The organism is Streptomyces sp. BA2, from assembly GCF_009769735.1.
Classification (GTDB): domain Bacteria; phylum Actinomycetota; class Actinomycetes; order Streptomycetales; family Streptomycetaceae; genus Streptomyces.
Window position 1 is genome coordinate 5,162,650 of record NZ_WSRO01000002.1, and the last position, 26,430, is coordinate 5,189,079.

Consider the following 26,430-nt stretch of genomic DNA (forward strand, 5'->3'; position numbering starts at 1 on the left):
ACCGAGCGAGGCCATGCACCACGGCCACCGAGCACCGACCGGAGAGAAGAGCGAAGTTGTCCCCGACCAGCGAGACCGCAAAGGGCGGCCGCCGACTCGTCATCGTCGAGTCGCCTGCCAAGGCGAAGACGATCAAGGGTTACCTCGGCCCCGGCTACGTAGTCGAGGCGAGCGTCGGGCACATCCGCGACCTCCCCAACGGCGCCGCGGAGGTACCCGACAAGTACACCGGCGAGGTGCGCCGCCTCGGCGTGGACGTCGAGAACGACTTCGAGCCCATCTATGTCGTCAACGCCGACAAGAAGGCGCAGGTCAAGAAGCTCAAGGACCTGCTGAAGGACTCCGACGAACTCTTCCTCGCCACCGATGAGGACCGCGAGGGCGAAGCCATCGCGTGGCACCTCCTCGAGGTTCTGAAGCCCAAGGTCCCGGTCAAGCGGATGGTGTTCCACGAGATCACCAAGGCCGCGATCCAGGGTGCCGTCGCCAACCCGCGCGAGCTCAACAAGCGCATGGTCGACGCCCAGGAGACCCGCCGCATCCTCGACCGTCTGTACGGCTACGAGGTCTCGCCGGTCCTGTGGAAGAAGGTCATGCCGCGCCTGTCGGCGGGCCGTGTCCAGTCCGTGGCGACCCGCCTGGTCGTCGAGCGTGAGCGCGAGCGCATCGCCTTCCGCTCCGCCGAGTACTGGGACCTGACGGGCACCTTCGGCACCGGCCGCACCGGTGACGCCTCCGACCCATCGCAGCTGGTCGCGCGCCTCACCACGGTCGACGGCAAGCGCATCGCGCAGGGCCGCGACTTCAACTCGGTCGGGCAGCTCAAGTCCGACACGCTGCACCTGGACGAGGCGAACGCCCGCTCGCTCGCCGCCGCCCTGGAGAACACCCGGTTCGCGGTCCGCTCGGTCGAGTCCAAGCCCTACCGCCGCTCTCCGTACGCGCCGTTCCGTACGACGACGATGCAGCAGGAGGCCAGCCGCAAGCTGGGCTTCGGCGCGAAGGCCACGATGCAGGTGGCCCAGAAGCTGTACGAGAACGGCTTCATCACCTACATGCGTACGGACTCCACGACACTGTCCGACACGGCGGTCACCGCCGCCCGCGCGCAGGTCACGCAGCTTTACGGCAGCGACTACTTGCCGGACAAGCCCCGCACGTACGCCGGGAAGGTCAAGAACGCGCAGGAGGCGCACGAGGCGATCCGCCCCTCGGGTGATCGTTTCCGCACGCCCGCCGAGACCGGCCTGACCGGCGACCAGTTCCGGCTCTACGAGCTGATCTGGAAGCGGACCGTCGCCTCCCAGATGAAGGACGCGGTCGGAAACTCCGTCACGGTGAAGATCGGCGGCACGGCCGCCGACGGCCGCGACGCCGAGTTCAGCGCGTCCGGCAAGACCATCACCTTCCACGGCTTCATGAAGGCCTACGTCGAGGGCGCGGACGACCCGAACGCCGAGCTCGACGACCGTGAGCGCAGGCTCCCGCAGGTCAGCGAGGGCGACGCGCTGTCCGCCGACGAGATCTCCGTCGACGGCCACGCGACCAAGCCGCCGGCCCGCTACACCGAGGCCTCGCTGGTCAAGGAGCTCGAAGAGCGCGAGATCGGCCGCCCGTCGACGTACGCGTCGATCCTCGGCACGATCCTCGACCGCGGCTACGTCTTCAAGAAGGGCACCGCCCTTGTGCCCTCCTTCTTGTCCTTCGCCGTGGTCAACCTCCTGGAGACGCACTTCGGGCGGCTCGTCGACTACGACTTCACCGCACGCATGGAGGACGATCTCGACCGCATCGCGCGGGGCGAGGCGCAGGCCGTGCCGTGGCTGAGGCGCTTCTACTTCGGCGAGGGTGACGACGCGGGGGCCGCATCGAGCGCGGGCAACGGCGACGGCGACCACCTCGGCGGGCTCAAGGAACTGGTGACCGACCTGGGCGCGATCGACGCCCGGGAGATCTCCTCCTTCCCCGTCGGCGACGGCATCGTGCTGCGGGTCGGCCGCTACGGCCCGTACATCGAGCGCGGGGAGAAGGACGCGGAGGGCCACCAGCGCGCCGACGTGCCCGACGACCTGCCGCCGGACGAGCTGACGGTCGAGTACGCCGAGGAGCTGCTCGCCAAGCCGAGCGGTGACTTCGCTCTCGGCACCGACCCCACGTCGGGCCACGAGATCATCGCCAAGGACGGCCGTTACGGGCCGTACGTCACCGAGGTGCTCCCCGAGGGCACCCCGAAGACCGGCAAGAACGCGGTCAAGCCGCGGACGGCCTCGCTCTTCAAGTCGATGTCACTCGACACGGTGACGCTCCAGGACGCCCTGAAGCTGATGTCCCTGCCGCGTGTGGTGGGTGCCGATGCCGAGGGTGTCGAGATCACCGCGCAGAACGGGCGCTACGGCCCGTATCTGAAGAAGGGCACGGACTCGCGGTCCCTGGAGGCCGAGGAGCAGCTCTTCAACATCACGTTGGAAGAGGCCCTCGCGATCTACGCCCAGCCCAAGCAGCGTGGGCGGGCCGCGGCCAAGCCGCCGCTGAAGGAACTCGGCGAGGACCCGGTCAGCGGGAAGCCCGTCGTCGTCAAGGACGGCCGCTTCGGGGCGTACGTCACGGACGGCGAGACGAACGCGACGCTGCGGGCAGCCGACAGCGTCGAGGACATCACCGCCGAGCGGGGCTACGAACTGCTCGCCGAGAAGCGGGCGAAGGGGCCGGCCAAGAAGACCGCCAAGAAGGCGGCGAAGAAGGCTCCCGCGAAGAAGACGGCCGCCAAGAAGACGGCCGCTAAGAAGACGGCTGCCAAGAAGACGACGGCCGCGAAGAAGACCACTACGAAGACGGCCGCCGCCAAGAAGACCGCGGCTTCGGCCGCCAAGGCGTCCGACGCCGAGTAGGCGGCCGCGTACGTCGCCCGGTGACGGCGCTGTGAATGTGTGAACCGAAGGGGCGCCCGTTTGTTCGGGCGCCCCTTCGGTGTGTCACACCGTCCAGATAGGCTGGACGGATGACGCGTGCCGAGCAGCCAACGGTCGGAAACCCGGCCCCCGACGACGCCCTGGTCGCAGATTCCCGAGAGCGTGCTGTCCGCGCCTTGCTGCGCGTGCCGCAGCTGAAGCGGCTCTGGAGCGCCCAGCTGGTCGGCGGTGTCGGCGACGCCCTCGCCCTCCTTGTCCTGGTGGTGCTGGCGCTGCAAGCGGCCATCGCCGAGGGGGCGTTCGGGGGCGGCTATCGAGGGGTCGCGTTCGCGGTCACCGCTGTCTTCGGGGCACGCGTTCTCGCGACGCTGCTCTTCGGAGCGGTGCTTCTCGGGCCGCTGAGCTCACTGACGTCACCGGACGGGCCCCTTGACCGGCGCTGGACGATGGTCGTGGCGGACGGCCTGCGGGCCGGGCTCCTGATCGTCGCGCCGCTGTGGATCGACTGGACCCCGGACAACGCGCTCGCGATGCTGCTCGTCACCGCCTTCGTGATCGGCGTCGCCGAACGCTTCTGGACGGTCTGCCGCGAGAGCGCGGCGCCCGCGCTGCTGCCCGCGCCGCCCCTGGAGGGCGCGACGGTCCGGCCGCTGCCGGACCACATGGACGCACTGCGGCGCCTGTCGCTGCGTACGGGATTCATCGCGCTGCCCGTCGCGGCCGCCGCGCTCGTCGCCGTCACCCTGGTCGGGAACCTCCTCGGCACCGGGATCGACTGGTTCGGGGCGCACCAGGCGGGGCTCGCCTCTTTCGTCGCCGCCGGGCTCTTCGCGGCCTCGCTGTCGATCGTCTACTTCCTCGAACTTCCCGCCACGCAGACGCCACGCGCGCGTAGCCCCCTCGAAGGCCTGCGCAGGCCGCGCACCGGCAGCGGCACCGACCGCGGCCGCACCGGCGCGATCCCGCTGCTCGTCGCCGCCTGCGCCGCGATCGCCGGGGCCATCGCGGCCTCCGTCGCGGTCGCCGTGCTGCACGCCAAGGACCTGGACGGCGGGCCCGTCACGTACGGCCTGATCGTCCTCGCGCTGACTGGTGGCACCGCCGTCGGCATCCGCACCGCACCGTCGCTGCTGCCCTCGCTCTCGCGCCGCAGGCTGCTCGCGCTCGCCATCGCCCTCACCGGCGTCGCGCTGCTCGCCGCGGGGCTCGTGCCCGACGTGACGACCGTGCTGCTGCTCCTGGCGCTCGCCGGGGTAGCCGCGGGCATCGCCGCGCACACCGGGCACGCACTGCTCGACCAGGAGGTCGAGGACTACCGCAGGGCGCGCACGACGGAACATCTCCAGGCGGTCGTACGCCTCTTCATCGCGCTCGGCGCGCTCATCGCCCCCGTGGTCGCGGCGGCGATCGGACCGCACCGCTTCGTCAACGGCAAGTTCGTGTTCGACCACGGAGGCGCCGCCTTCACGCTGATGCTGGTGGGCGCGCTGCTCCTGCCGGTGGCCGCGCTGGTCCTCGCCAAGATCGACGACAGGCAGGGCGTGCCGCTGCGCCACGACCTGCGGGACGCGCTGCGCGGCGGCGACGATCCTGCGCAGGGGATCGCGGCCACGGGCTTCTTCATCGCCCTGGAGGGCGGCGACGGCGCCGGAAAGTCGACGCAGGCCGAGGCGCTCGCCGAGTGGATCCGGGCCAAGGGCCACGAGGTCGTCGTGACGCGCGAGCCGGGCGCCACGCCGGTCGGCAAGCGGCTGCGGTCGATCCTGCTCGATGTCTCGTCGGCCGGGCTCTCGCACCGCGCAGAGGCACTTCTGTACGCCGCCGACCGCGCCGAGCACGTCGACACGGTCGTACGTCCCGCCCTTGAGCGGGGCGCGGTCGTCATCTCCGACCGGTACATCGACTCGTCCGTGGCCTACCAGGGCGCGGGGCGCGATCTGTCCCCGACCGAGATCGCCCGTATCTCGCGGTGGGCGACGGCCGGGCTGGTGCCGCATCTGACGGTGCTGCTCGACGTGTCGCCGGAGGCCGCCCGCGAGCGGTTCACCGAGGCCCCCGACCGACTTGAGTCGGAGCCCGCCGAGTTCCACGCGCGCGTGCGGTCCGGTTTCCTGACGCTCGCCGCCGCCGACCCGGGACGCTATCTGGTGATCGACGCCGCTCAGGAGCCGGAGGCGGTCACGACCGTCGCCCGGCACCGGCTCGACCTGATGCTGCCGCTCTCCGAGGCCGAGGTGAAGGCACAGGAAGAGGCCCGCAAGGCCGCCGAGGAAGAGGCGCGCCGCAAGGCCGAGGAAGAAGCCGCCCGCAAGGCGGAGGAGGAGCGGGTCGAGCGCGAGCGCCAGGAGCAGCTCGCCAAGCTCCGCGCCGAGGAGGAGGAGCGCAAGCGCCGCGAGCTGGAGGAGGCGCAGCGCCGCGAGGCCGAACGGCAGGCGGAGGAGGCAAGGCAGCGCGCCGAGGAGGCGAAGCGCCGGGCCGAGGAGGAGCAGGCGCGACTGCTCGCCGAGGAGAAGGTGCGGGCGGCCGAGGAGGCGCGGCGCCGCCAGGAGGCGGAGGAAGAGGCGCGGCTCCGTGCCGAGGCCGAGGCGCGACGCCTTGAGAAGCAGCGCAAGGCTGAAGAGGCGCTGCTGCGGGCCGAGGAGGCACGGCGGTTGGCTGCGGCTTCCGCGGCTGCGGCTGCTGCCGCTTCGAGTGCGGCGGCTTCTGCTCCGGCTCCGAAGCCTGCGTCGGCTCCGGCTTCGAAGTCGGCCCCAGCTCCGAAGTCGGCTCCGGCTCAGTCCGCGTCGCCATCGGATGCCGTGCCGGACAACGAGACGACGGTGCCCACTCCCGTCGTGAAGCCGGGTGCGTCCGCTCCGGGTGCGGCCGACGAGACCGCGGTGCTCCCGCAGGTACAGGACACCTCCGGTTCGGATGAGACCGAGGTGCTGCCGCAGCCGCCCGTGCCGGGTGCTGCGGACGAGACGGCCGTGCTGCCTTCCGTACAGGAGGACAAGGTGCCGCCGGGTTACTTCCGCGACGAGCGGGACGAGCGGCCCGCGCCTTCGCCGGACGGCGGCGGGAACGACCGCACGCGTGAGCTGCCCCAGGTCGATGAGCACGGAGAGCCTCTTCAGCGGCCTCGCTCGGACTGGGCGGAGGAGACTCCGCTGGACGATCTGCCTTCGTTGGCGGACGAGTTGCTGGGGGAGCGGGACGAGGATGAGGACGGCCGGGACGGCCGGGGCGGCCGTGGGCGGAACAGGCGCTGATGCACTGAGGTGCTGAGCCTCACCGAGCGAGCAGCGAGCGGCGAGCGGCCCGCGTTGTCAGTGGCGTGCTCCACAATGAATTCGACAGCGCGCGACGTACGACGCGGGAGCAGGGCGGAGGCGGTGACCGATGACCGTATGGGACGACCTGGTGGGCCAGGAGCGGGTGAGTGAGCAGCTCAGTGCCGCCGCCCGGGACGCCGACACGCTGGTCACCGCCGTGGCCGCGGGCACCCCGCGGCCCGAGGCGTCGAAGATGACGCACGCCTGGCTGTTCACCGGGCCGCCCGGCTCCGGGCGGTCCACCGCCGCCCGCGCCTTCGGTGCCGCGCTCCAGTGCACCAGCCCGGACCGCGCGCTCGGCGGCGCCCCCGGCTGCGGCTTCTGCGACGGTTGCCACACGAGCCTGGTCGGCACGCACGCCGACGTCCAAGTGGTGCGTACGGACCTGCTGTCCATCGGCGTCAAGGAGACCCGTGAGCTGGTCAGGCGGGCACAGATGTCGCCCGCGGGCGGCCGCTGGCAGGTCATCGTCCTGGAGGACGCCGACCGCCTCACCGAGGGCGCGGGCAACGTCCTGCTTAAGGCCGTGGAAGAGCCCGCCCCCCGCACCGTATGGCTCCTCTGCGCGCCCTCGCTCGAGGACGTGCTGCCCACCATCCGCTCGCGCTGCCGCCATCTGACGCTGCGTACGCCTCCGGTGGACGCCGTCGCGGACGTACTCATCCGGCGTGACGGCATCGAGCCCGATGTCGCCGCTGCCGCCGCGCGCGCCACCCAGGGGCACATCGGCCGCGCCCGCCGCCTCGCGACCGACCCGCGGGCACGCGAGCGCCGTGCCGCCGTGCTCAAGCTGCCCATGCGCGTGGAGGACATCGGCGGCTGCCTCAAGGCCGCGCAGGAGTTGATCGACACGGCGGGCGACGACGCGAAGCAGGTCGCCGAGGAAGTCGACGTCAAGGAGACCGACGACCTGAAGGCGGCGCTCGGCGCGGAGAAGGGCGGCCGGATGCCGCGCGGCACGGCGGGCGTCATGAAGGACCTGGAGGACCGGCAGAAGCGCCGCAGGACCCGCACCCAGCGCGACAGCCTCGACCTCGCGCTCATCGAGCTGACCGGTGTCTACCGCGACGTGCTCACCCTGCAGCTCGGCTCGCGCGTGGCACTGGCCAACACGGAGGTGCTCGACATGCTGGAGCGCCTGGCGCGAGGCACATCGCCCGAGTCCACGCTGCGCCGCATCGAGGCGATCGGCGCCTGCCGCACGGCACTGGAGCGCAATGTGGCGCCGCTGCTCGCGGTAGAGGCGATGACGGTGGCGCTGCGGGCGGGCTAAGCAGCTTCTGGGCTCCGGATCTGAGGTTGACGGAGTCACCCGTATGGGCACTTTGTGTCACTGATCCAACGCATGGCGTTAGTCTCACGTGATGCGCATCAGAGGACTCCGCACCCCCGCGACCGCGTTCCTGGCCGCCGGACTGCTCATCTCCGGCTGCTCGGCCGGAAGCACGACGGCGGACGTGTCCATGGCCGCGCTGCCCCGCGCCACCCCGCAGGAGCTGGCTCCGTACTACGAGCAGAAGCTGAGCTGGCGCGAGTGCGGCGTCGCCGGCTTCGAGTGCTCCACGATGAAGGCGCCGCTGGACTACGCGAAGCCGGACGGCGAGGCGATCAAGCTCGCCGTATCCCGGAAGAAGGCCACAGGACCCGGCAAGCGCCTCGGCTCGCTCCTGGTCAACCCGGGCGGCCCCGGCGGCTCGGCGATCGGCTACCTCCAGTCGTACGCGGCCCTCGGCTACCCCGAAGAGGTCCGCGCCCAGTACGACATGGCCGCGGTCGATCCGCGCGGCGTGGCCCGCAGCGAGCCCGTCACCTGTCTCGACGGCAAGCAGATGGATGCGCACACGCAGACGGACGTCACACCGGACGACGAGCGCGAGACCGTCCAACTGTCGCTCGCCTTCAAGAAGTTCGCGGCGGGCTGCGAGAAGCGGTCCGGCGAGGTGCTGCCGCACGTCTCGACGGTCGAGGCGGCCCGCGACATGGACATCCTGCGCGCGGCGCTCGGCGACGAGAAGCTGAGCTACGTGGGCGCTTCGTACGGCACGTTCCTGGGAGCGACGTACGCCGGGCTCTACCCCGACCGCGTCGGGCGCCTGGTCCTGGACGGCGCGATGGACCCGTCGCTTCCGGCGCGTCGCATGAACCGTGACCAGACGGCGGGCTTCGAGACGGCGTTCCAGTCGTTCGCGAAGGACTGCGTGGGCCGGTCGGACTGCCCCCTGGGCACGGGGAGCGAGGCGGACGCGGGCAAGCGCCTCAAGTCCTTCTTCGACGAACTGGACCGCACGCCGATCCCCACCGGCGACTCCGACGGCCGCAAGCTCGGCGAGGCGCTCGCCACGACGGGCGTGATCGCGGCGATGTACGACGAGGGCGCCTGGCCCCAACTGCGCACGGCGCTGGGCACCGCGATGAGGGACAGGGACGGCGCGGGCCTCCTCTCCCTCTCGGACAGCTACTACGAGCGTGACGGCGACGGGACGTATGCGAACCTCATGTTCGCCAACGCCGCCGTGAACTGCCTGGACCTCCCCCCGGCCTTCGACACGGCCACCGATGTGGAGAAGTACCTGCCGGACTTCGAGAAGGCTTCCCCGGTCTTCGGCGAGGGCCTGGCCTGGGCCTCGCTGAACTGCGCGTACTGGCCGGTGAAGGCGACGGGCGAGCCGCACCGCATCGAGGCGGAAGGCGCGGCTCCGATCGTCGTGGTCGGCACCACACGCGACCCGGCGACGCCCTACCGCTGGGCCGAGGCCCTGGCCGACCAGCTCTCCTCCGGCAAGCTGCTCACGTACGAGGGGGACGGCCACACGGCGTACGGGCGCGGCAGCAAGTGCGTGGACGAGGCGGTCAACGCGTACCTGCTGGAAGGCAAGGCCCCGGACGACGGAAAGCGCTGCTCGCAGGGGTGACACGGGCCCTGGTGGGCCGCCCACCGGGGGTGTACGGAGCACCCCCGGAAACTGTGTAGACTTGGCGTCGCTGCTGATCGCACCATAGGTGCGGGACGCGTGCCGCCTTAGCTCAGATGGCCAGAGCAACGCACTCGTAATGCGTAGGTCTCGGGTTCGAATCCCGAAGGCGGCTCTGTGGAAGCCCCAGGACTCACTCGCCGTGACCTGGGGCTTTTGCTTTGCTTGGAGTGGTCCCGTTGTTGCTGGAGTGGTCCCGTTGTTCGGGGTGTTCAGCGGGCGTATGAGCCGAGGCCGATCAGGCAGTAGACGTACTCGTTGATGGTCGAGCCGTTGAGGGTGTAGCGGTACGAGAAGGCGTATTGGGTTTTCGGGTTGTCGTTGCAGCGGCTCATTTCTGACGTCATGGGGATCGTCTCGATCACCTCGTAGTGGGCGTCGGACGCCGAGCAGGACACCTCCTCCACGTCGTTGACCTCCTGCGCTGTCGTGGAGTCCGGCAGCGTGCCGTTGAGGCAGGTCCCCGACGTGAAGGGGGTGGGGGCCTGGCTTGTGGGCGTCGCGGCGGGGGCCGGGGCCGTTCCGGTGTCGTACGGGTCGTCTGTGGATGGGGCGTCCGAGTATGGGTCGCTCGTGTAAGGGGTGCTGGTCGAGGGGCCCGGAGCGGCGCTGTTGCCGTCGTCGTCCTCCCCTTGGTTCAGCAGCAGGATGACGATGAGTACGGCGCCGATGGCGCCGAGCGCCGCCAGGCAGCCGCGGGCGGTGGAGCCGGGTGGGCGGCTGGGCCGTGGGGCCGGCGATATGGGTTCAGACACCGGGTCAGTATGAGCCAGAGGGTTGCTTGAGTGGAGTGTTTTTCTAGAAATACGCTCTAGGAATGGAAGGCTCCAGGGGTGCTCTAGGCTGGGTGGACCATGAGCCCCAAGCAGCAACGCGGTGAAGAGACCGCCGACCGACTCCTGGAGGCCGCGCTCCAGGTGTACGCCGACTCCGGCGAGCAGGGCGTGACCGTCGGCGCGCTCACCAAGGCCAGTGGTGTCAGCCTCGGCAGTCTCTACCACCACTTCGGCAGCGTCGACGGCCTCATGAGCGCCCTGCTGGTGCGCTGGCTCGGCCGTCTCCTCACCGAGCTCGGCGCTTCCGTGGAGCGTTCCCGTACGGCACGGACCGGTATCCGCTCCCTTGTGCGGGCCTACCTGAGGTTCATCCAGGAGAACCCGGACGCCGCCCGGCTCCTGCACTCCTCGTACGCCGACCGGCTCGGGATGGCGCAGGCCCGGCAGCTCCGTGACGCCCAGGAGGCCAGGCTGTCCCCGCTGACCGGCTGGATGCAGCAGCACGTCGACTCGGGTGAGGTCGCTCCGCTTCCCATGTCCTTGATCGAGGGGCTGGTCCTGGGGCCCGTCGTCGCGACCGCGCGCCGCTGGCTCGCCGGGTACGACGACGTCGATCTCGATCAGGCGGCGCGGCTTCTGCCGGAGCGGATTTGGCGGTCGATCGTTCCCTGAGGGGGCTGTTGGGGCTGTTGGGTGGGGTGATCAGTGGCGTAGTGCCCTGCCGATTTCTGCCTTCGGGGAGCCGGAGAGGGAGCGGTTGCTGCTGGCTGTGGCGGACTTCGACTGGTCGGCTTCGACGTCGCTGATGTTGAGGACTGCCGTGTCCAGGAGGTTGCCGTCGCCGTCGCGGAAGTTGACGGAGATGGTGTAGTCCGCCTTCTTGTCCGTGGTGTTGGTGGCCGTGATCTTGGCCGTTGCCCGGTCGTTCTCTGACTTGGTGGGGCCGTCGACCTTTACGTCGCCCTTCGCGTCCGCCCCGTCCTTCACCTCGGCCATCTTGGACGCGGCAGCCTCCGTGGCGGAGGCGACGGCTTCGCCCGCCTTGGCTGTGGCGGAGGCGGCCCTGTCTTTGACCTTGTCCACGTCGCTGTCCGAGCAGGCGGTGGTGGCGAGGGCGAGGAGGGCGGCGGTGGCTGCGGTGGTGGCTGCGGTGGTGGCGATGCGGGTGGTTTTGGTGGCGCGGGTGGCTTGGGTGCGGTTCATGCGGACCACCTTCGGGGTGGTGGGCTTTGGGCGCGAGGTGGGGCGGCCGTATGGGTCTGTGCGGGGCGTCGTTCATTGCTGTGGTGCTGGTTCGGCAGGTGGGGGTTCGGGGTGACGGGCGGGCCGGTGGGGGAGCCCTGTTCCTGCGGGCGCTCCAGGGCCTGCGAGGATGCCGCGATGAGTGATGACGGTGTTGCCGCTTACGTTCGGTACGAGTCGCCCTCGCGCCATCCGCGCGGGCATTTCCCCGGTGTGTTCGTTCTCGTCAACGGGCTTGCCAGGGAAGGGAAGTTGACCCCGGAGCAGGAGCGGTTCCGGCGGGTCAACAACGACTGGTACGACGCCGCGTATCCGACCCCCTCGAAGGTGGACCCCACCGTCTACGACCCCGACGTCACGCCCGGCGCCGTCGCCTGGTTCAAGGTCACCGCCACTCATCTCATCGAGCGCCTGCCCGGCTATCTGGAGATTCTGGACGCGCACGGCATCGAGTGCCGGGTGGTGCGGTCATCGGATCCGGGGCGGGTTGTCTACGAGGACGAGTTCCAGGTCGTGGTCGTGCCGTACGAGGCGCATGAGGTGTATGGGGCGGACGAGGGGCGCGAGGTGTATGGGGCGGACGAGGGGCGCGAGGTGTACGGGGCGGACGAGGGGCGCGAGGTGTATGGGGCGGACGAGGGGCGCGAGGTGTATGGGGCGGACGAGGGGCGCGAGGTGTACGGGGCGGACGAGGGGCGCGAGGTGTACGGGGCGGACGAGGGGCGCGAGGTGTAGGCAGCCTGTCGGGAGTTATGAGGATCCTGTCAGGCCGCTGTCCGTATCCGGTCAGGCCCGTGCCGCCCCGCATATGCTCGACGCCATGTGCGCTTTTGTCCTGGTCGCGGAGGATGACGAGAAACAGGCCGAGCTGGTCCGCCGCTATCTGGAGCGCGAGGGCCACACGGTCGCCGTCGTCCACGACGGGCGCGCCGCGATCGACGAGGTGCGGCGCAGGCCGCCGGACCTGCTCGTGCTCGACGTGATGATGCCGCGGGTCGACGGCCTCGGCGTCACACGCGTCCTGCGGGCTGGGAGCGGTGGCGGGAGTGGGGTCGGGAGCGGCGGTGGGGGCGGCTCCGTCGCCGGGATTCCTATTCTGATGCTGACCGCCCGGACGACCGAGGACGATCTGCTGCTCGGGCTCGATCTCGGGGCCGACGACTATCTGACGAAGCCGTACAGCCCGCGCGAGCTCATGGCCCGTGTCCGTACGTTGCTGCGGCGCTCCCAGGGCACGCACCATCCCGTCGTCGAAGGCGCCGAAGCAGTGCCGCGTGTGTTGAGGGTGGGCGGGCTCTCCGTCGATCCGGTGCGGCACGAGGTGACCGTCGACGGGCGGCTCGTCGAGTGCACTCCGGGGGAGTTCGAGCTGCTCGCGGCGCTGGCGGCGGAGCCTGAGCGGGTGTTCACACGGCCCCAGCTGCTTGATCGTATTCATGGGTCTTCGGGGTACATATCGGTGCGCACCGTCGACGTACACGTACTGAATCTGCGCAAGAAGATCGAGGCCGATCCGCGCAGGCCGCGCCATCTCGTGACGGTCTTCGGCGTCGGGTACAAGCTCACGGGTGCGGCCTTCCGCGCGGCCCCGGCCCCTGGGCCTGCCCCCAGGCCCGCCCTCGGACCGGCCCCCGGGCCCGCCCCCGTACCCGCCCCCGGACAGGCCCTCGGGGCGGCGGCGCGACGTGGTGCGTGACATACCGTTCCGCAAGAGTCTGCTGCCCCGGCTCCTTGCGGTCTCCGTTCTCGTCTCCGTGGTCTCGATCGCCGCCACCGCCTGGCTCGCCGCGCAGACCACGTCCGGCGCGATCCGGCAGGAACAGGGGCAGGTACTCGCCGATGACGCCCGTGTCTACGACGAGCTGCTCGGTCTCGCGGCCGGTGCGCCGGGGTGGCGGGGCGCCGAGAAGACCGTGCGGGAGCTGGCCCGGCAGACCGGGCGGCGTATCGCCCTGACCACGCAGGATCGGGTGGTCATCGCCGACTCGCGGGGCGAGGGAGAGGGGGAGGGTGGGGGCAGGGGTGGCAAGGATGGCAAGGATGGCAAGGACGGTAAGGGGGCAGTCGGTGCCGAGTTGCCGTCCAAGGCCTCGGCCGTCGTCGATCCGCTCGCCGTCGACGGGGCGCTGACCGCCGGTGCGGGGAGCGCGGATGCGGAGGCCGGGGGCCAGGACCGTATCGATCCGCGCGCGGTCGGGCCCTTCCGGCTGCCGGGGTCGGAGCGGAAAGAGCTTGCGAAGGTGGCGGCGAGCGTCGTGGGCTGCATGCACGACCTCGGGGTTTCCGCCCATGCCGTCCAGGGACCCAGTGGGCGGCCACGCGTCGAGGCCCCCAACGACCCGTCCCAGTTCCTCGACTCCAGCTGCCGCGACTACCGGCTCGACATGCCCACCCGTACCGAGAGCAAGGCGCTCGAGCGGCTCAACGAACTCACCAACGCGTGCCTGCGGCGCGGGGACGCCCCGCCCGTCAAGGTCGGGCTCGATCTGACGTGGTGGCAGTCGGTGGGCGTGTTCGACCGTCAATCCGGGCGCTATATCCCCACCGAAACGGACCCGCCCGCGGAACCGCCCGCGGAACCGTCCACGGCCCCGTCCAGGGCCCCGTCCAGAGCCCCGTCCACGGACCCGTCCACAGAGCCGGGGCCGGGTGACCAGGCCGAACAGGGCGCCTCCCCGGCTCCGAGCGCCCCTCCCAAGGGGCGGGGTGCGCTTACGGCCACCCCCTCGGAATCGCCGTACCCCACCGAGCCGTCGGGCGGAGTCAGCCGCGTCGGCAGCGAGTTCGACACCAAGACCGCCGCCTGCGTGGGCAGCGCCCGGCGCGAGCAGCTCGGTCCGTACGTCTCCGCGCCCGCCCTCCTCTTCGTCACCAGCTCCGACGGTTCGCGCACCGCGGCGGCCCGCGCCGGCGAGAACTCGGGGTTCAGCCTCTCCGGGGCCAACACCACCCGGCTCGCGGGCCTTTCGGCGGGCATCCTCGCGGTGACCGTCGCCGTGACCGCCTTCGCCGCGAGCCGGCTGACCCGCCCGCTGCGGGCACTGACCGCCGCGACGCAGCGCATGAAGACGGGCGAGGCGGCCGAACCCGTCACCGCGCGCTCGGCGGGATCGGCGGGGGAGATCCGCCAACTCGCCGACGCCTTCAACGACATGGCCGCCCACCGCAAGGCCCTGGAGGACCAGCGCCAGGCCATGGTGAGCGACGTCGCGCACGAGCTGCGTACGCCGCTTTCGAACATCCGCGGCTGGCTCGAGGCGGCCGAGGACGGCGTGGTCGCCACCGACCCGGAGCTGGTCTCCTCGCTCCTCGAAGAGGCCGTGCTGCTCCAGCACATCGTCAACGACCTCCAGGATCTGGCCGCCGCTGACGCCGGTACGCTCCGGCTGCACCGCGAGCCCGTGCACGCGTCCGACGTCGTGGACCAGGTCGCGGCGGCGCACCAGGCGGGTGCCGAGGCGGCGGGCGTACGGCTGAGCGCGATGACGCTCGGGGACCCCTGCTTCACGGCCGACCCGCTCCGGCTCCGCCAGGCCATCGGCAATCTCGTCTCCAACGCGATCCGGCACACTCCGGAGGGCGGCAGCGTGACGATCAACTGCCGCGCGACGCTCGACGCGGTGGTGGTGGAGGTCGCCGACACCGGTACCGGCATCAGTCCCGAAGACCTGCCGTACGTCTTCGACCGCTTCTGGCGAGCGGACAAGTCCCGTACGCGGGCGACGGGCGGCAGCGGGCTCGGCCTCGCGATCGTCCGGCAGTTGGTGGAGGGGCACGGCGGGACGGTGGCGGCGCGGAGTACGCCGGGGGAGGGGGCGGTGTTCACGGTGCGGGTGCCGGAGGAGTGAGGGACGCGGGGATGAGGGGACGCGGGGATGCGGGGACGCGGGGATGCGTCCATGTGTGCGCAGGGACGCAGTGCACGCAAGGCCGCATGCACGCATGGACGCCGCTGAATGACTGGTGCCGGGGGCGGGTGTTACCGGGGGATACCATCCCGGGGGCTCATCGCGCGGCCCGCCCACGTGAGCGAATGGTGGGCGAATGGTGGGTGATCAGTGAGCACCTGGTGCCGGAATCCGGCGGCCGGAGGGTGCTGTTGAGACCCGTGGGGTGGTGCTTCCCGCATGGGTACGGTGGCGCTCGCGCGGCTGCTCTCGTTCCGCGAGCACCTCAACTCCCCCACCCCGTAAGGGAGTTAAGAGCGCATCGCAGAAACTGAGCGGGCCCGGCCGCAACGGTGACACTCCCCCGAGTTACGCGCTTGGCGCGAGTACCGGCGGGGCCGGGCCCGATGTTCTGATCCCATCAGGGCCCGCCAACCGATCGCTAACATGTGGCCAACGGTTGGCGGGAGATGGCGTGGACGTGCGGTGCGACGGGTTGCGGTTCGGGCTCCTGGGCGCTCCTGCCGTGTACGACGCCGACGGCGAGCCGCAGCCCGTGCAGAGCGCCAAGGGCCGCGCCCTGCTGGCCGCGCTGCTGCTCGAACCGGGCAGGGTGGTCTCCGTCGACGCCCTCAAGGACGCGCTGTGGGGCGGCGCACCGCCCGCGTCCGCGCACGCCTCGCTGCAGAACCACGTGACGCGTCTGCGCCGGCTCCTGGACGACCCGGACCGGCTGCGGGCGGTGCCTCCGGGGTACCGGCTGCGGGTGGCCGACGGTGAGCTGGACGTTCGGGTCTTCGAGCGGCTGGTCGCGCAGGCCAGGTCCGCGCATGCGGAACGTGACTGGGACGGCTGCGTGTCCGCCGCTTCCGGCGCGCTCGCCCTGTGGCGCGGCGCCCCGCTGGGCGGGCTGCCCGCGGACGCGGCGGGCCACGCGCTCGTGCCGCGCCTGGAGGAGGCGCGGCTGCTCGCCCTCGAGCTGCGGTACGACGCGGAGCTGGCGACCGGGGCCGGCGGCGGAGGGCTCGTGCCGGAGCTGGCGGAACTGGTCGCCGAGTATCCGCTGCGGGAGACTTTCCACCGGCAGCTGATGCTGGTACTGCACCGCACGGGCCGCCAGGCGGAAGCACTCGCAGTCCACCGCGAGCTGCGGCGCAGGCTGGTGGAGGAACTGGGCGTGGAACCGGGCGCCTCGGTACGGGAGGCACACCGCGAGGTACTGCAGGAGCCTGCTGGGTCGGCGTTGGTGGGGCGTGGTTCGGCTTCGGGGGGTGTGCTGGCGGGTTCGGCTTCGGGGGGTGCGCGGACGGGTTCGGCTTCGGGGGGTGCGCTGGCGGGTTCGGCTTCGGGTGGTACCTCCGAGGGCTTTACTCCAGGTGGTAGCCCGGCAGGCTTCGCTCCGGGGGTTGCTCCGGCGGGTTCGGGCTCGGGTTCGGGTTCGGGTTCGGGCTCGGGTTCGGAGGGTGCTCCGGAGGGTTCTGGGGCGGGGATGGCTCAGGAGGGTTCTGCTCCGGGGGTTGCTACCCCGGCGGGCGCCGGTTCGGGGATGGCTCAGGAGGGTTCAGCTCCGGGGGTTGCCACCTCGGCGGGCGCCGGTTCGGGGATGGCCCAGGAGGGTTCCGCTCCCAGGGGCGCCCCGGTGCCCTCCGCTCCGAGGACCGGCACGGCGGGTCCCGGTCCGGGGTCCCCGGCCTCCGCTGGACCAGAGTCTGCGGCTTTTGCTGGTCCTGTGTCTCCAGTCTCCGCCGGATCGGAGTCCCCGGCTTCCGTCGGCTCTGTGTCCGCGGCTTCCGCTGGATCGGAGTCCTCTGCTTTCGCGGGGCCTGTGTCTGCGGCTTCTGCTGGTCCGGAGTTGCAGGCCTTCGCCGGGCCGGAGTCTGCGGCTTTTGCTGGTCCTGTGTCTCCAGTCTCCGCCGGATCGGAGTCCCCGGCTTCCGTCGGCTCTGTGTCCGCGGCTTCCGCTGGATCGGAGTCCTCTGCTTTCGCGGGGCCTGTGTCTGCGGCTTCTGCTGGTCCGGAGTCGCAGGCCTTTGTTGGGCCAGAGTCTGCGGCTTTCGCCGGACCTCTGTCCCCGGCGTCCCCCGGTCCGGAGTTGCAGGCCTTCGCCGGACCAGAGTCCTCTGCTTTCGCCGGGCCTGTGTCCCCGGCTTCCGCTGGTCCGGAGTCGCAGGCCTCCGCCGGGCCAGAGTCCGCGGCCTTCGCCAGGCCTGTGTCCCAGGCACCCCCCGGCCCGGAGTCCCAGACCTCCGCCGGTCCGGAATCGCTGGACTCCGCCGGACCTGTGTCCCCAGCCTCCACAGGCCCAGTACCCCCACCCTCCACCGCACCAGAGCCCCCAGCACCCCCCGCCTCAAGCCCCGCCTCGCCCCCTCCCTCGGGCCCCACCGCCTCAGGTCCCACCGCTGCGAGCCCCACCGCCTCGGGCCCCATCGCCGCGAGCCCAGCCCCCGCAGGCCCCCCACGCCCCTCCACCCGCCCCGCCCAACTCCCGCCCTCCCCACCCCACTTCACGGGCCGCGAAGAAGTGGTGCGCTCCCTGGCGCGGCTTCTTGCGGGGCAGGGCGCCGGTGGCGGCGCCCCCGGCCGGGCGCCCGGTGTCACGCCCCCCGTTGCCGTGCTGTCCGGCATGGCGGGCGTGGGGAAGAGTGCCCTCGCCCTGCACGTGGCCCACCGGCTTCGCGAGCACTTCCCCGACGGGCAGCTCTACGTCAATCTGCGCGGCGCCACCCCCGGGATGACGCCCCTCACGCCCGGCCAGGCCCTCGCCGCCCTGCTCCGGGACCTCGGGGTCGAGTCGAGTCACAGCCCCGAACACCCGGACGCCGCAGCCGCGTTGCTCCGTTCGCTGCTCGCGCCCACCCGCACCCTGCTCGTCCTGGACGACGCGGCGACCGCCGCGCAGGTGCGGCCACTGCTGCCCGCGGGCCCCGGCTGCGCGGTCATCGTCACCAGCCGCTCTCCGCTCACCGCGCTCGACGGGGCGGGACGCTTCCCGCTGGATCCGCTCTCCGAGGGGGACAGCGTCGCCCTGCTGCGCGCGGCCTCCGGGCGCGCGGGGCTCGACGCAGGGCACCCCCTGGTCGAACTCGCGGGCCGTCTGCCGCTGGCCCTGCGCATCATCGCGGCCCGCCTTGCCGCCCGCCGCGCGCTCACCCCCGACGCCCTCGCCGAACTCCTCACCGTCAGCGGCGGACGCCTGCGCCACCTGGAGCACGACGACTTGAGCGTCCGGCGTTCGCTTGCCGTGGCTCTGGACGCGCTGCGTACGTCGGAGCGCGAGTCCGACCGGGACGCTGCCGCCGCCCTCGCCGCGATCGGCGCCCTTGACCTCCCGGCGTACGGAGTCCCGCTCGTCGCCCGCCTGTTGGGCGTGGAGGAGTGGCGCGCGGGAGCCGCACTCGACCGGCTCGTCGACGTCGCGCTCCTCGACGAGACGGCCTACGGCCGCTATGCCCCGCACGACCTCGTACGCGACTTCGCGCGGGAGGCGGCCCATCAGGACGGCGCGGGGGCGGCGGACGTCGTGGAATCGGCGCTGCGGTGGTACGCGGAGTCGGCGCGGCAGAGCCTGCTGGCGATCATGCCGGAGGGACTCGACCGCGACGACCGCCTCGGGGACCTCCCCGACCACCTGCTGCCCCGGCACACCGCCGACGGCTGTCCGGGCACGGGGTGCGCCGACAGCGGCCCCGGCATCGCCGACAGCGGCCCCGGCATCGCCGACAGCGGTCCCGGCATCGGCGATGGCGGTCCGGGCATCACTCATGGCTGCCCGGTTCCTGCCGTGCCGCCCATGTCCACCGACGACGCCTTCGCCTGGGGCGACACCGAGCTCGCCAACGTCATCGCCCTCGCCGACCGGCACGGCCGCGACTCCGCCCTCCTGCCCGTACTGGTCCGCTGCTTCTTCTCGTACCTCAAGCGCCGTGGCCGCCTCGCCGAGGCGGACCTCCTGAACCGCCTCGCGGTGACCGCGGCGCGCCGCTGGAAGGACACCGCGGCCGAGGCGCAGGCGCTCACCGACCTCGCGGGCCTCAACTACGTGTCGGGCCGCAGCGGCACGGCGCTCGACCTGATCGACGAGGCCCTCGACCTGTGGCGTTCGCTCGACCGCATGTCGTGCGTCCACCGCGGCGTCATCAACCGAGGTCTCCTCCTCGAAGCGCTCGGCCGCTACGAGGAGTCGGCCGAGGCGCTCGGCCAGAGCCTGGATCTCGCCAAGGCCATGGACGACCCGCTGAGCGAGGCGTTCGCCCTCAGCACGCTGGGCAACGTCTACGAGCACACCGACGCGCGCACCGCGATCTCCTACTACGAGCGGAGCCTGGCGATCGGCGAGACCCTCGGGCACGCCGGCCTGCGCCAGGAGGTCCACTGCGACATGGGCAAGGCCTACCTCGCCCTCGACGAACCGGACGTGGCGCTCAGGCACTTCGAGGAGAGCCTGCGCATCCACGGCGAGGCCGAGGACTGGCACAACGAGTCCAAGGTGCGCCTCGGCATGGTCCGCGCCCTGCGCGAGACGTCCCGCACGCAGGACGCGGGGCGCGAGTGCGACGACCTCCTGGAGCGTGCGGAGCTGCGGGCCGACGCCCACATGGCGGGTCTTGCCCGCCATCAGCGTGGGCTTCTGCTGTACGCGGAGGGGCGCGCCGAAGAGGCGTACGCGCAGTGGAAGTCGGCGCTCGAATCGCTGGACGGCACGGACAGCAGTGAGGTGGTCGGGGAGCTGAAGAGCCTGCTCACGGGCACGGGCACGGGTGTGGGTGCGGGTGTGGGTGCGGGCGCGGGTGCGACGGCGAGTGCGACGGCGAGTGCGATTGCGAGTACGGGTGCGGGCGCGGAGGCGGGCTGATTCCGGCTGCATGCCGGTGGCGCCTGAAACAGCCCCCCCGGGAGGACTACTTCGCGTCCGCGTAGCACTCCACCACGGCCACGGTGAACGGGAAACGCACCGGCGTCTCGCCGAACGCGATGCGCCCCGCCAGGTCCCCGGCCGCGCGGATCGCCTCCGTGACCGTCTCGGCCTCCTCCTGCGGGCAGTGCACGATGACCTCGTCGTGCTGGAAGAAGACCAGCTCGGCGCGGAGTCCTGCCGCGGCGATGGACTGACGCAGCGCGGCCAGCATCAGCAGGGCCCAGTCGGCCGCGCTGCCCTGGACGACGAAGTTACGGGTGAAGCGGCCGCGGGCGCGGGTGTTGCTCGACGCGTACCCAGGAGTGAACTCCCCGTCCTGGGAGGGCAGTTCGGCGGCCGGATCCTCCTGCGGGATGCCCGCCTCGTCGAAGTCCCCCGCGCCGGCCGCCGGCGGACTCGTCCGCCCCAGCCAGGTCCGTACGAGCCTGCCCTCCTCGCCCGCCTTCGCCGCATCGTCGACGTACGCCACCGCGGCGGGGAATCTGCGGCGCAGTGCCGCCAGGTTCTTCAGGCCGTCGCCCGACGTCTGCCCGTACACGGCACCGAGCAGTGCGATCTTGGCGTGGTCGCGGTCGCCGGAGAACGCGCGGTCCGAGAGGCGCGTGTAGAGATCCTCATGGCTGCCGGCCACCTCCATCAGGCCCCGGTCGCGGGAGATCGCGGCGAGGACCCGCGGCTCCATCTGGTCGGCGTCGGCGACGACGAGCCGCCAGCCGGGGTCGGCGACGACCGCGCGCCGGATGATCTTGGGGATTTGCAGCGCACCGCCGCCGTTGGTCGTCCAGCGCCCGCTGACGGTGCCGCCCGGCGTGTATTCGGGCCGGAAGCGGCCGTCGCGCACCCAGTCCTGCAGCCAGCTCCAGCCGTGCGCCGTCCAGATCCGGTACAGCTTCTTGTACTCCACGAGGGGCCGCACGGCCGGGTGGTCGATCTCCTCCAGCTCCCAGCGGCGGGTGGACTTGATCCTGATGCCGGCCTGGGCGAAGGCCTTGATGACATCGTTCGGTAGGTCGGGGCGGACGCGACGGCCGAAGGCGGCGGAGATCTCGTCGGCGAGGACGGCCAGGCGGCGTGGTTCGGCCGCGCCCGCGTTCCTGCCGCCGCCCGCGTACCGCTCGCCGAGGAGCTCGGTGAGCAGGGCGTGGTGGACGTCGGCGCGCCAGGGCAGGCCCGCGACGTTCATCTCGGCGGCCACCAGCATGCCCGCCGACTCGGCCGCCGTGAGCAACCGCATCCTGCCGGGGTGCTCGGCGGCCTCGTGTCTTCGCTGCTGCGCGGCATACACCTCCAGGAGGGCGTCGAAGGGGAGGGACGTCACGGGGGAGGGCTCGAAGAGGGAGTCCTGGGCGCCGGGAGCTGCCGCTCTGGGAGGCGGATCGTTCGGTACGGGGGCGTTGTGCAGCCGCGCCCAGGCGGCCGCGGCGGAGCGGGGCTCGCCGAGGCGGCCCTCGTGACCGAGGAGGAGGAGCTCGGCGTCCTCGATGTCGTAACACCGGTTCACCCGGACGCCTGCCGCGAGCAGCGCGGGATAGATCTCGGCGGTGGACCGCCAGACCCAGCGGCTCGCGTCGGGTCTCTCGCGCACGGCTCTGGCGAGGTCCGGCTCGTGCAGGACGGGGCCCGAGGGCAGGCCGTCTTCCCCGAGGGGGGCGAGGGTGGCGCCTCCGGCCTCGGTGGCGGCGAGGGCCCACCTTTCGGTCATGCGGTCGAGTGTGTCAGCAGGCACTGACAATGGGGGTGAGGGCTTTGGGGTGGGGGCGGGATGGTGTGGGGGTACGGGGGCTCGGGGCTCGGGGCATCTTGCCGGTGGGTCGGAGGTGGTGGTGGGGCCTGTGGCCCGCCCGCCCCTGCCGCGTGCCCCACGTCCGGGCGCTCCGACATGCGAGGGGCGCCCGGCGCTGCGAGGCTCAAGGCCATGAGAGTGGCCCTTGCGCAGACCGACTGTGTCCTCGGAGAGGTCGACGAGAACCTCGCGGACGCCCGGGAGCAGGTCGGCCAGGCGGCGGCGCAAGGTGCTGACCTTGTCGTCTTCCCCGAGCTGAGTCTGCACGGGTACCACTTGGGCGGCCTGGAACGTGACACGTCGCTGGAAGCGAGGGACCGCCGCCTCCTGGAACTTTCCACCGCGGGGCCCGACGTCATCGTCGGCCTGCACGAGCACACGAGCCTGCGCGCGTACAACACGTCCGCGTACTACTCGGGCGGCCAACTCCTGCACGCTCACCGGAAGTTGTACCTGCCGAACTACCTGGCCTGGGAGGAACGCAAGCACGTCAGCCCCGGCCAGCACCTGCGTGCGTACGACCTGCCGGGCGGGCACGGTCGCGCCGCGACGCTCGTCTGCAACGACGCGTGGCAGCCGGTGCTTCCGTGGCTGGCCGTGCAGGACGGTGCCGAGGTCATCATCGTCCCAACGAACAGCGCCGCGAGCCTGGATCCCGAGGCGATGGACACGGGCCTGTACTGGGACACGCTGCTGTCCTACACGGCACGCATGCTCCAGTGCTGGGTGGTGTTCGTGAACCGGGTCGGGAACGAGAACGGGGCGTCGTTCTGGGGCGGTTCGAGGGTGGTGGACCCGCGGGGGACGGTGGTGGCGCAGGCGCCGAAGTGGGAGCCGGGCCTTGTGACGGTGGACATCGACGTCCACGAGGCGCGGCGGCATCGGCGGGCGGTGCCGCTTGTCGCTGAGGCGCGGCTGGGGTTGATCGACCGGGAGGTACGTCGCTTGATCGATGAGGGGGGTGACAGCTGAGGGGGCCTTGCGGCGGGCCGGGCGGTGTCTTGTGCGGCCCTGCTTGCCGCCGCCCTGGCCTCTCCCTCTCACCCTGCGGCTCCGTCTGCACGAACAGGCCTTCCCACCCACCCGCCCGATCACCCCGCGGCTTCACCTCCACGAACAGGCCTTTCCCACCCACCCGCCCGATTACCCCGCGGCTCCACCTGCACGAACAGGCCTTTCCCGCCCGCCCGCCCGATTACCCCGCATCCGCCCCTGCACGAACAGGCCCTTCCCGCCCACCCGGCCGATTGCCGCGTGGCGTCAGGGGCGGGCGTGCAGTTGGGGCGGCGTACCCCAGCCACGGGAGCCCGGCTCCCGTGTACCCGCAGTCGGCAGCGCTCGCGAGGGGGCGTGTCGGTATGTCTGCCCGGAGCACGGCTCCCGAAGGCTCCGGTGCCGTAGTAGCCCCGCGGTCACCGGACGATAGCGAGGACGGACATACCGGCGCGGCCCCGCCCCCAAGACGGACCAGCACCGCACTCGCACCCGCACCCGCACCCACCCCCGGCCCCCAGGAACCTCACCTCCGCCGTACCCCCATCACCCCCGCCCCCACCACCGCACACACCCCCACAGCCGCCCCCACCACCCCCCACGGCACCACCACCCCCGCCGGCGCCGAAAGCCGTGACAGGCCCGCGCTCAATGTGCCCAGGTTGAGCAGAGTCACCGCCAGGCCCAGTGCCGCGCCCACCCCCACCGCCAGCAGTGACTCCCCGGCTATCACCAGCCGCACCTGGCCCTCCGTAGCCCCAGCCATCCGCAGCGAGCGCAGTTCAGGGCCCCGTGCCGAGGTCGAGGTCGCCATCAGCAGCGTCCCCGCCAGGGAGATCGCTGTGTAGATCAGCGCGATACCCAGCAGCACGAACAGCCCCAACAGCCCCAGCCGCGTCTGCGGCTTCGTCGCCGGGTGCGTGGCCGCGAGCCATTCCTCCGCCGTCCGCACCCGGAGGCCCCCCTCGCCCCCGCCGGCGAACCGCTCCCGCAGCGCCCCCGCCACCTCGTCCCGGTCCGCCCCGTCCCGCAGCCCCACGTCAATGCGGTCCACCGCCGCCGCAGCCCCCGCGTTCGCCGACGTAACGTACGCCCCGTTGTCCCCGGTCCCCCGCGCGAGCACCGCGACGATCCGCAGCCGCGCAGGCCTGCCGTCCCCGAGCCAGACATCGACCCGCTCGCCCACCCGCCGCCGCTCCCACTCCTCGTTGACGACGATCGACCGGTCGTCGAGATCGCGTACGTCACCCGCCACCACCGGAAGCCGCGAGACCGAGGCGTACGCCGCCGGATCGCCCACGGCCCGCGCGTCCGAGCGGATCAGCGCCGTGCCTTCCCCCTCCCGTACGAACACCGCAGTGGAGGCGGACGACGCGGCCACCGCCACCCCGTCGACCTTCCCGGCCTCCGCCGCCTCCACCGCCTCCGCCGCCACCTCCCCTGCCACCTCCGCCGGGCTCAAGTCCTCGCCTGTCAGGACCAGTTCGGCGCCAGTCCGCTCCCGCGCCTCCTCCGCCCTCGCCTCGCCCACCGTCTCCGCCGAGCCCAGCAGCGAGCCCGCGAGAGCGACCGTCACCAGGACCGGCGCCGCGACGGCGGCGGTGCGACGCACGGACGCGGCGGAGTTCTCGCGGACCAGGAGCCCGATCGCGCCGGGAAGACGGACGGCGCGCAGGACGGGACGTACGAGTAGCGGAGTGAGCGCGGCGAGGGCGGTGATCAGGATCATCGGCTGGGTCGTGTACGTCTTCCGCTTCAGCAGCGCGGACGGATCGCTCCACAGCGTCCAGGCCAGCAGCCCGAGCCCCGCCGCCAGCAGCGCGCCCCCCACGATCCGCCGACTCCACGGCATGACCCCGGTATCGACGGACGCGTCCCGCAGCGCCTCGACGGGACCCACGCGCCCCGCCCGTCGCGAGGCTATCCACGCCCCCGAGAAGGCCACCAACACCCCGACCCAGAACGCGAGATGGTACGGCCAGACCGCCCCGCCGATCCCGAACCACTCCGGAGCGATCTCCGCGTCCACCAGGGCTTCGGCCAGCAGCGGCGCGCCCCAGGCCCCCAGCGCGCACCCCACCCCGGAGGCCGCGACGCCCACCGCGAGAGCCTCGGCGAGCAGGGTCCTGCGCACCTGCCACGGAGTCGCTCCGGCCATCCGCAGCAGCCCGAACTCCCGCCGCCGCAGCGCCACGACGAAGGCGAAGGTGGACGCGGTGACGAACACGGACACGAACGCGGACACCCCGCCCGCCGTCCCCAGGAACGAGTTCACCGCCACCAGCGCCTCCGCGTCCCGCCCCGGCTCCGGATCGGCGAGCCGCCGGTCGCCCCCGGTCAGCACGCGAGCCCGATCCCCGACGACTTCCCGCACCGCACCGGCCGGAGCATCCACACCCACCGCGTCCCTCTTCGCCCCGTCAAGCTGGACGGGACCGAGGCGCCGAAGCTCGCGCAGAAGTTCGATATCCACAGGGTGTGGATGAGCGAGTGGCTTCGATACGTGTGCGGTGTCCGGGCCGCGTTTCACCGGGACGGTCAGAGTGTTCTGCCCCATGACGACCACGGGTGACCCGGCGAACCGCACGGGCTCCCGCTCCGGCGCGCTGAACGTCGAGGCGAGCCCGAGCCCCATCGCGGCGGTGAGCGCCACGCCGAGCGCGACAGCGACGAACGCGCCGAGAAGGCCGGCCCAGCGGGCACGAAGGGAGGCGAAAAACATCATCGCCCCACCACCTCGCCCCAACCCGAGCCACTGCCGCCACCCGAGCCGGTGCCGCCACCCGAGCCAGCACCACCGCCCAAGCCAGCACCACCGCCCAAGCCAGGGCAAACCGAGCCGGGCCCGCCCGACGCAAGCCCACCAGGCCCAAGGCGACCCGACTCAAGTCCCGCCATTCGTCGAGCCACCTCCCCCGCATCCGGCGCGAGCACCTCATCCGCCACCCGGCCGTCCACCAGGAACACCACACGGTCCGCATGCGACGCCGCCACGGGATCGTGCGTCACCATCACGGTCGTCTGGCCTTCCATATCCACCAACTCCCGCAGCAGAGACAGCACTTCACGGCTCGTCGTCGTGTCCAGTGCGCCGGTCGGTTCGTCGGCGAACAGCACCGCGGGGCGGGTGACGAGCGCCCGTGCCAGCGCCACCCGTTGTTGCTGGCCACCTGAAAGCTCCCCCGGTCGATGCCGGGCGCGGTCACCGAGGCCCACCCTGCCGAGCGCGTCCGCCACCTCCGTACGTGAAGGCCTGCGCCCAGCGAGCCGCAGCGGCAGGGCGACGTTCTGGGCGGCGGTCAGTGACGGGAGGAGGTTGAAGGACTGGAATACGAAGCCGATACGGTCCCTTCGCAGCAGGGTCAGCCGCCGCTCGCTCAGCCCCGTCAGATCCGTGCCGCCCACCTCGACCGTCCCGGACGTCGGCCGGTCGAGCCCGGCGGCGCACTGCAGCAGCGTCGACTTGCCGGAGCCGGACGGCCCCATGATCGCGGTGAAGGTACCGGCACGTATCGCGAGGTCGACGCCGTCGAGGGCGGTCACGTCACGGTAGAGACGGCGGACGGCGGTGAGCCGTACGGCAGTTGAGGTCATGTCGCAAGCCAACCGCCCGCCGCCCCGCCGGGCACGACCACT

At 72.0% G+C, this 26,430-nt stretch carries 14 protein-coding genes, 1 tRNA gene and 2 pseudogenes; 12 read left to right on the forward strand and 5 right to left on the reverse strand.

Features of this window, described 5'->3' with window-relative positions:
• The first annotated feature begins 56 nt into the window (after window positions 1–56).
• From topA to E5671_RS26085, 5 genes are all read left to right on the forward strand, one after another.
• Window positions 57–2,888, forward strand: a complete 2,832-nt coding sequence (gene topA / locus E5671_RS26065; protein ID WP_160506353.1) for a type I DNA topoisomerase — start codon at window positions 57–59, stop codon at window positions 2,886–2,888.
• A 110-nt stretch (window positions 2,889–2,998) separates the two neighbouring features.
• Complete coding sequence (gene tmk, locus E5671_RS26070; RefSeq protein WP_160506354.1) at window positions 2,999–6,160, forward strand: dTMP kinase; 3,162 nt, start codon at window positions 2,999–3,001, stop codon at window positions 6,158–6,160.
• Between the two features lie 130 nt (window positions 6,161–6,290).
• Window positions 6,291–7,496, forward strand: coding sequence for a DNA polymerase III subunit delta' (locus E5671_RS26075; protein WP_160506355.1), 1,206 nt, complete (start codon window positions 6,291–6,293; stop codon window positions 7,494–7,496).
• Between the two features lie 91 nt (window positions 7,497–7,587).
• A complete protein-coding gene (locus E5671_RS26080; RefSeq protein ID WP_160506356.1) occupies window positions 7,588–9,135 on the forward strand; it encodes an alpha/beta hydrolase in 1,548 nt (515 codons plus the stop codon).
• Window positions 9,136–9,236: 101 nt separating this feature from the next.
• Window positions 9,237–9,310: transfer RNA gene (locus E5671_RS26085), tRNA-Thr, on the forward strand.
• A 97-nt stretch (window positions 9,311–9,407) separates the two neighbouring features.
• On the opposite strand, the gene E5671_RS26090 is transcribed toward E5671_RS26085, so the two are convergent.
• Window positions 9,408–9,950: an LppU/SCO3897 family protein gene (locus E5671_RS26090; RefSeq protein ID WP_160506357.1), complete on the reverse strand. Its 543-nt coding sequence runs from the start codon at window positions 9,948–9,950 to the stop codon at window positions 9,408–9,410.
• Between the two features lie 99 nt (window positions 9,951–10,049).
• On the opposite strand from E5671_RS26090, the gene E5671_RS26095 reads away from it, so the two are divergent.
• A complete protein-coding gene (locus E5671_RS26095) occupies window positions 10,050–10,643 on the forward strand; it encodes a TetR/AcrR family transcriptional regulator (RefSeq protein WP_160506358.1) in 594 nt (197 codons plus the stop codon).
• Window positions 10,644–10,673: 30 nt separating this feature from the next.
• Here the strand turns inward: E5671_RS26095 and E5671_RS47085 are convergent, their stop codons facing one another.
• Window positions 10,674–11,174: an FxLYD domain-containing protein gene (locus E5671_RS47085; protein WP_202121265.1), complete on the reverse strand. Its 501-nt coding sequence runs from the start codon at window positions 11,172–11,174 to the stop codon at window positions 10,674–10,676.
• 177 nt (window positions 11,175–11,351) lie between these two features.
• On the opposite strand from E5671_RS47085, the pseudogene E5671_RS26105 reads away from it, so the two are divergent.
• From E5671_RS26105 to E5671_RS26125, 5 genes and pseudogenes are all read left to right on the forward strand, one after another.
• Window positions 11,352–11,741 (forward strand): annotated as a pseudogene (locus E5671_RS26105) (hypothetical protein); the annotation flags it as partial.
• A 292-nt stretch (window positions 11,742–12,033) separates the two neighbouring features.
• A complete protein-coding gene (locus E5671_RS26110; RefSeq protein WP_202121266.1) occupies window positions 12,034–12,909 on the forward strand; it encodes a response regulator transcription factor in 876 nt (291 codons plus the stop codon).
• A complete protein-coding gene (locus E5671_RS26115; RefSeq protein WP_336605850.1) occupies window positions 12,902–15,061 on the forward strand; it encodes an ATP-binding protein in 2,160 nt (719 codons plus the stop codon). The genes E5671_RS26110 and E5671_RS26115 overlap by 8 nt, the downstream gene beginning before the upstream one ends.
• Before the next feature lie 520 nt (window positions 15,062–15,581).
• A pseudogene (locus E5671_RS46415) lies at window positions 15,582–16,334 on the forward strand (AfsR/SARP family transcriptional regulator); the annotation flags it as partial.
• A 1,293-nt stretch (window positions 16,335–17,627) separates the two neighbouring features.
• Window positions 17,628–19,955, forward strand: coding sequence for a tetratricopeptide repeat protein (locus E5671_RS26125; protein ID WP_443032799.1), 2,328 nt, complete (start codon window positions 17,628–17,630; stop codon window positions 19,953–19,955).
• 46 nt (window positions 19,956–20,001) lie between these two features.
• On the opposite strand, the gene E5671_RS26130 is transcribed toward E5671_RS26125, so the two are convergent.
• Window positions 20,002–21,720: a bifunctional 3'-5' exonuclease/DNA polymerase gene (locus E5671_RS26130; RefSeq protein ID WP_160506360.1), complete on the reverse strand. Its 1,719-nt coding sequence runs from the start codon at window positions 21,718–21,720 to the stop codon at window positions 20,002–20,004.
• Between the two features lie 213 nt (window positions 21,721–21,933).
• Here E5671_RS26130 and E5671_RS26135 point away from each other — a divergent pair, with 213 nt between their 5' ends.
• Window positions 21,934–22,773, forward strand: coding sequence for a nitrilase-related carbon-nitrogen hydrolase (locus tag E5671_RS26135; protein WP_160506361.1), 840 nt, complete (start codon window positions 21,934–21,936; stop codon window positions 22,771–22,773).
• 547 nt (window positions 22,774–23,320) lie between these two features.
• Here the strand turns inward: E5671_RS26135 and E5671_RS26140 are convergent.
• Entirely contained in the window at window positions 23,321–25,519 is a 2,199-nt protein-coding gene (locus E5671_RS26140) for an ABC transporter permease (RefSeq protein WP_160506362.1), read from the reverse strand.
• Window positions 25,516–26,388, reverse strand: coding sequence for an ABC transporter ATP-binding protein (locus E5671_RS26145; RefSeq protein WP_160506363.1), 873 nt, complete (start codon window positions 26,386–26,388; stop codon window positions 25,516–25,518). The genes E5671_RS26140 and E5671_RS26145 overlap by 4 nt, the downstream gene beginning before the upstream one ends.
• Between the last annotated feature and the right edge of the window lie 42 nt (window positions 26,389–26,430).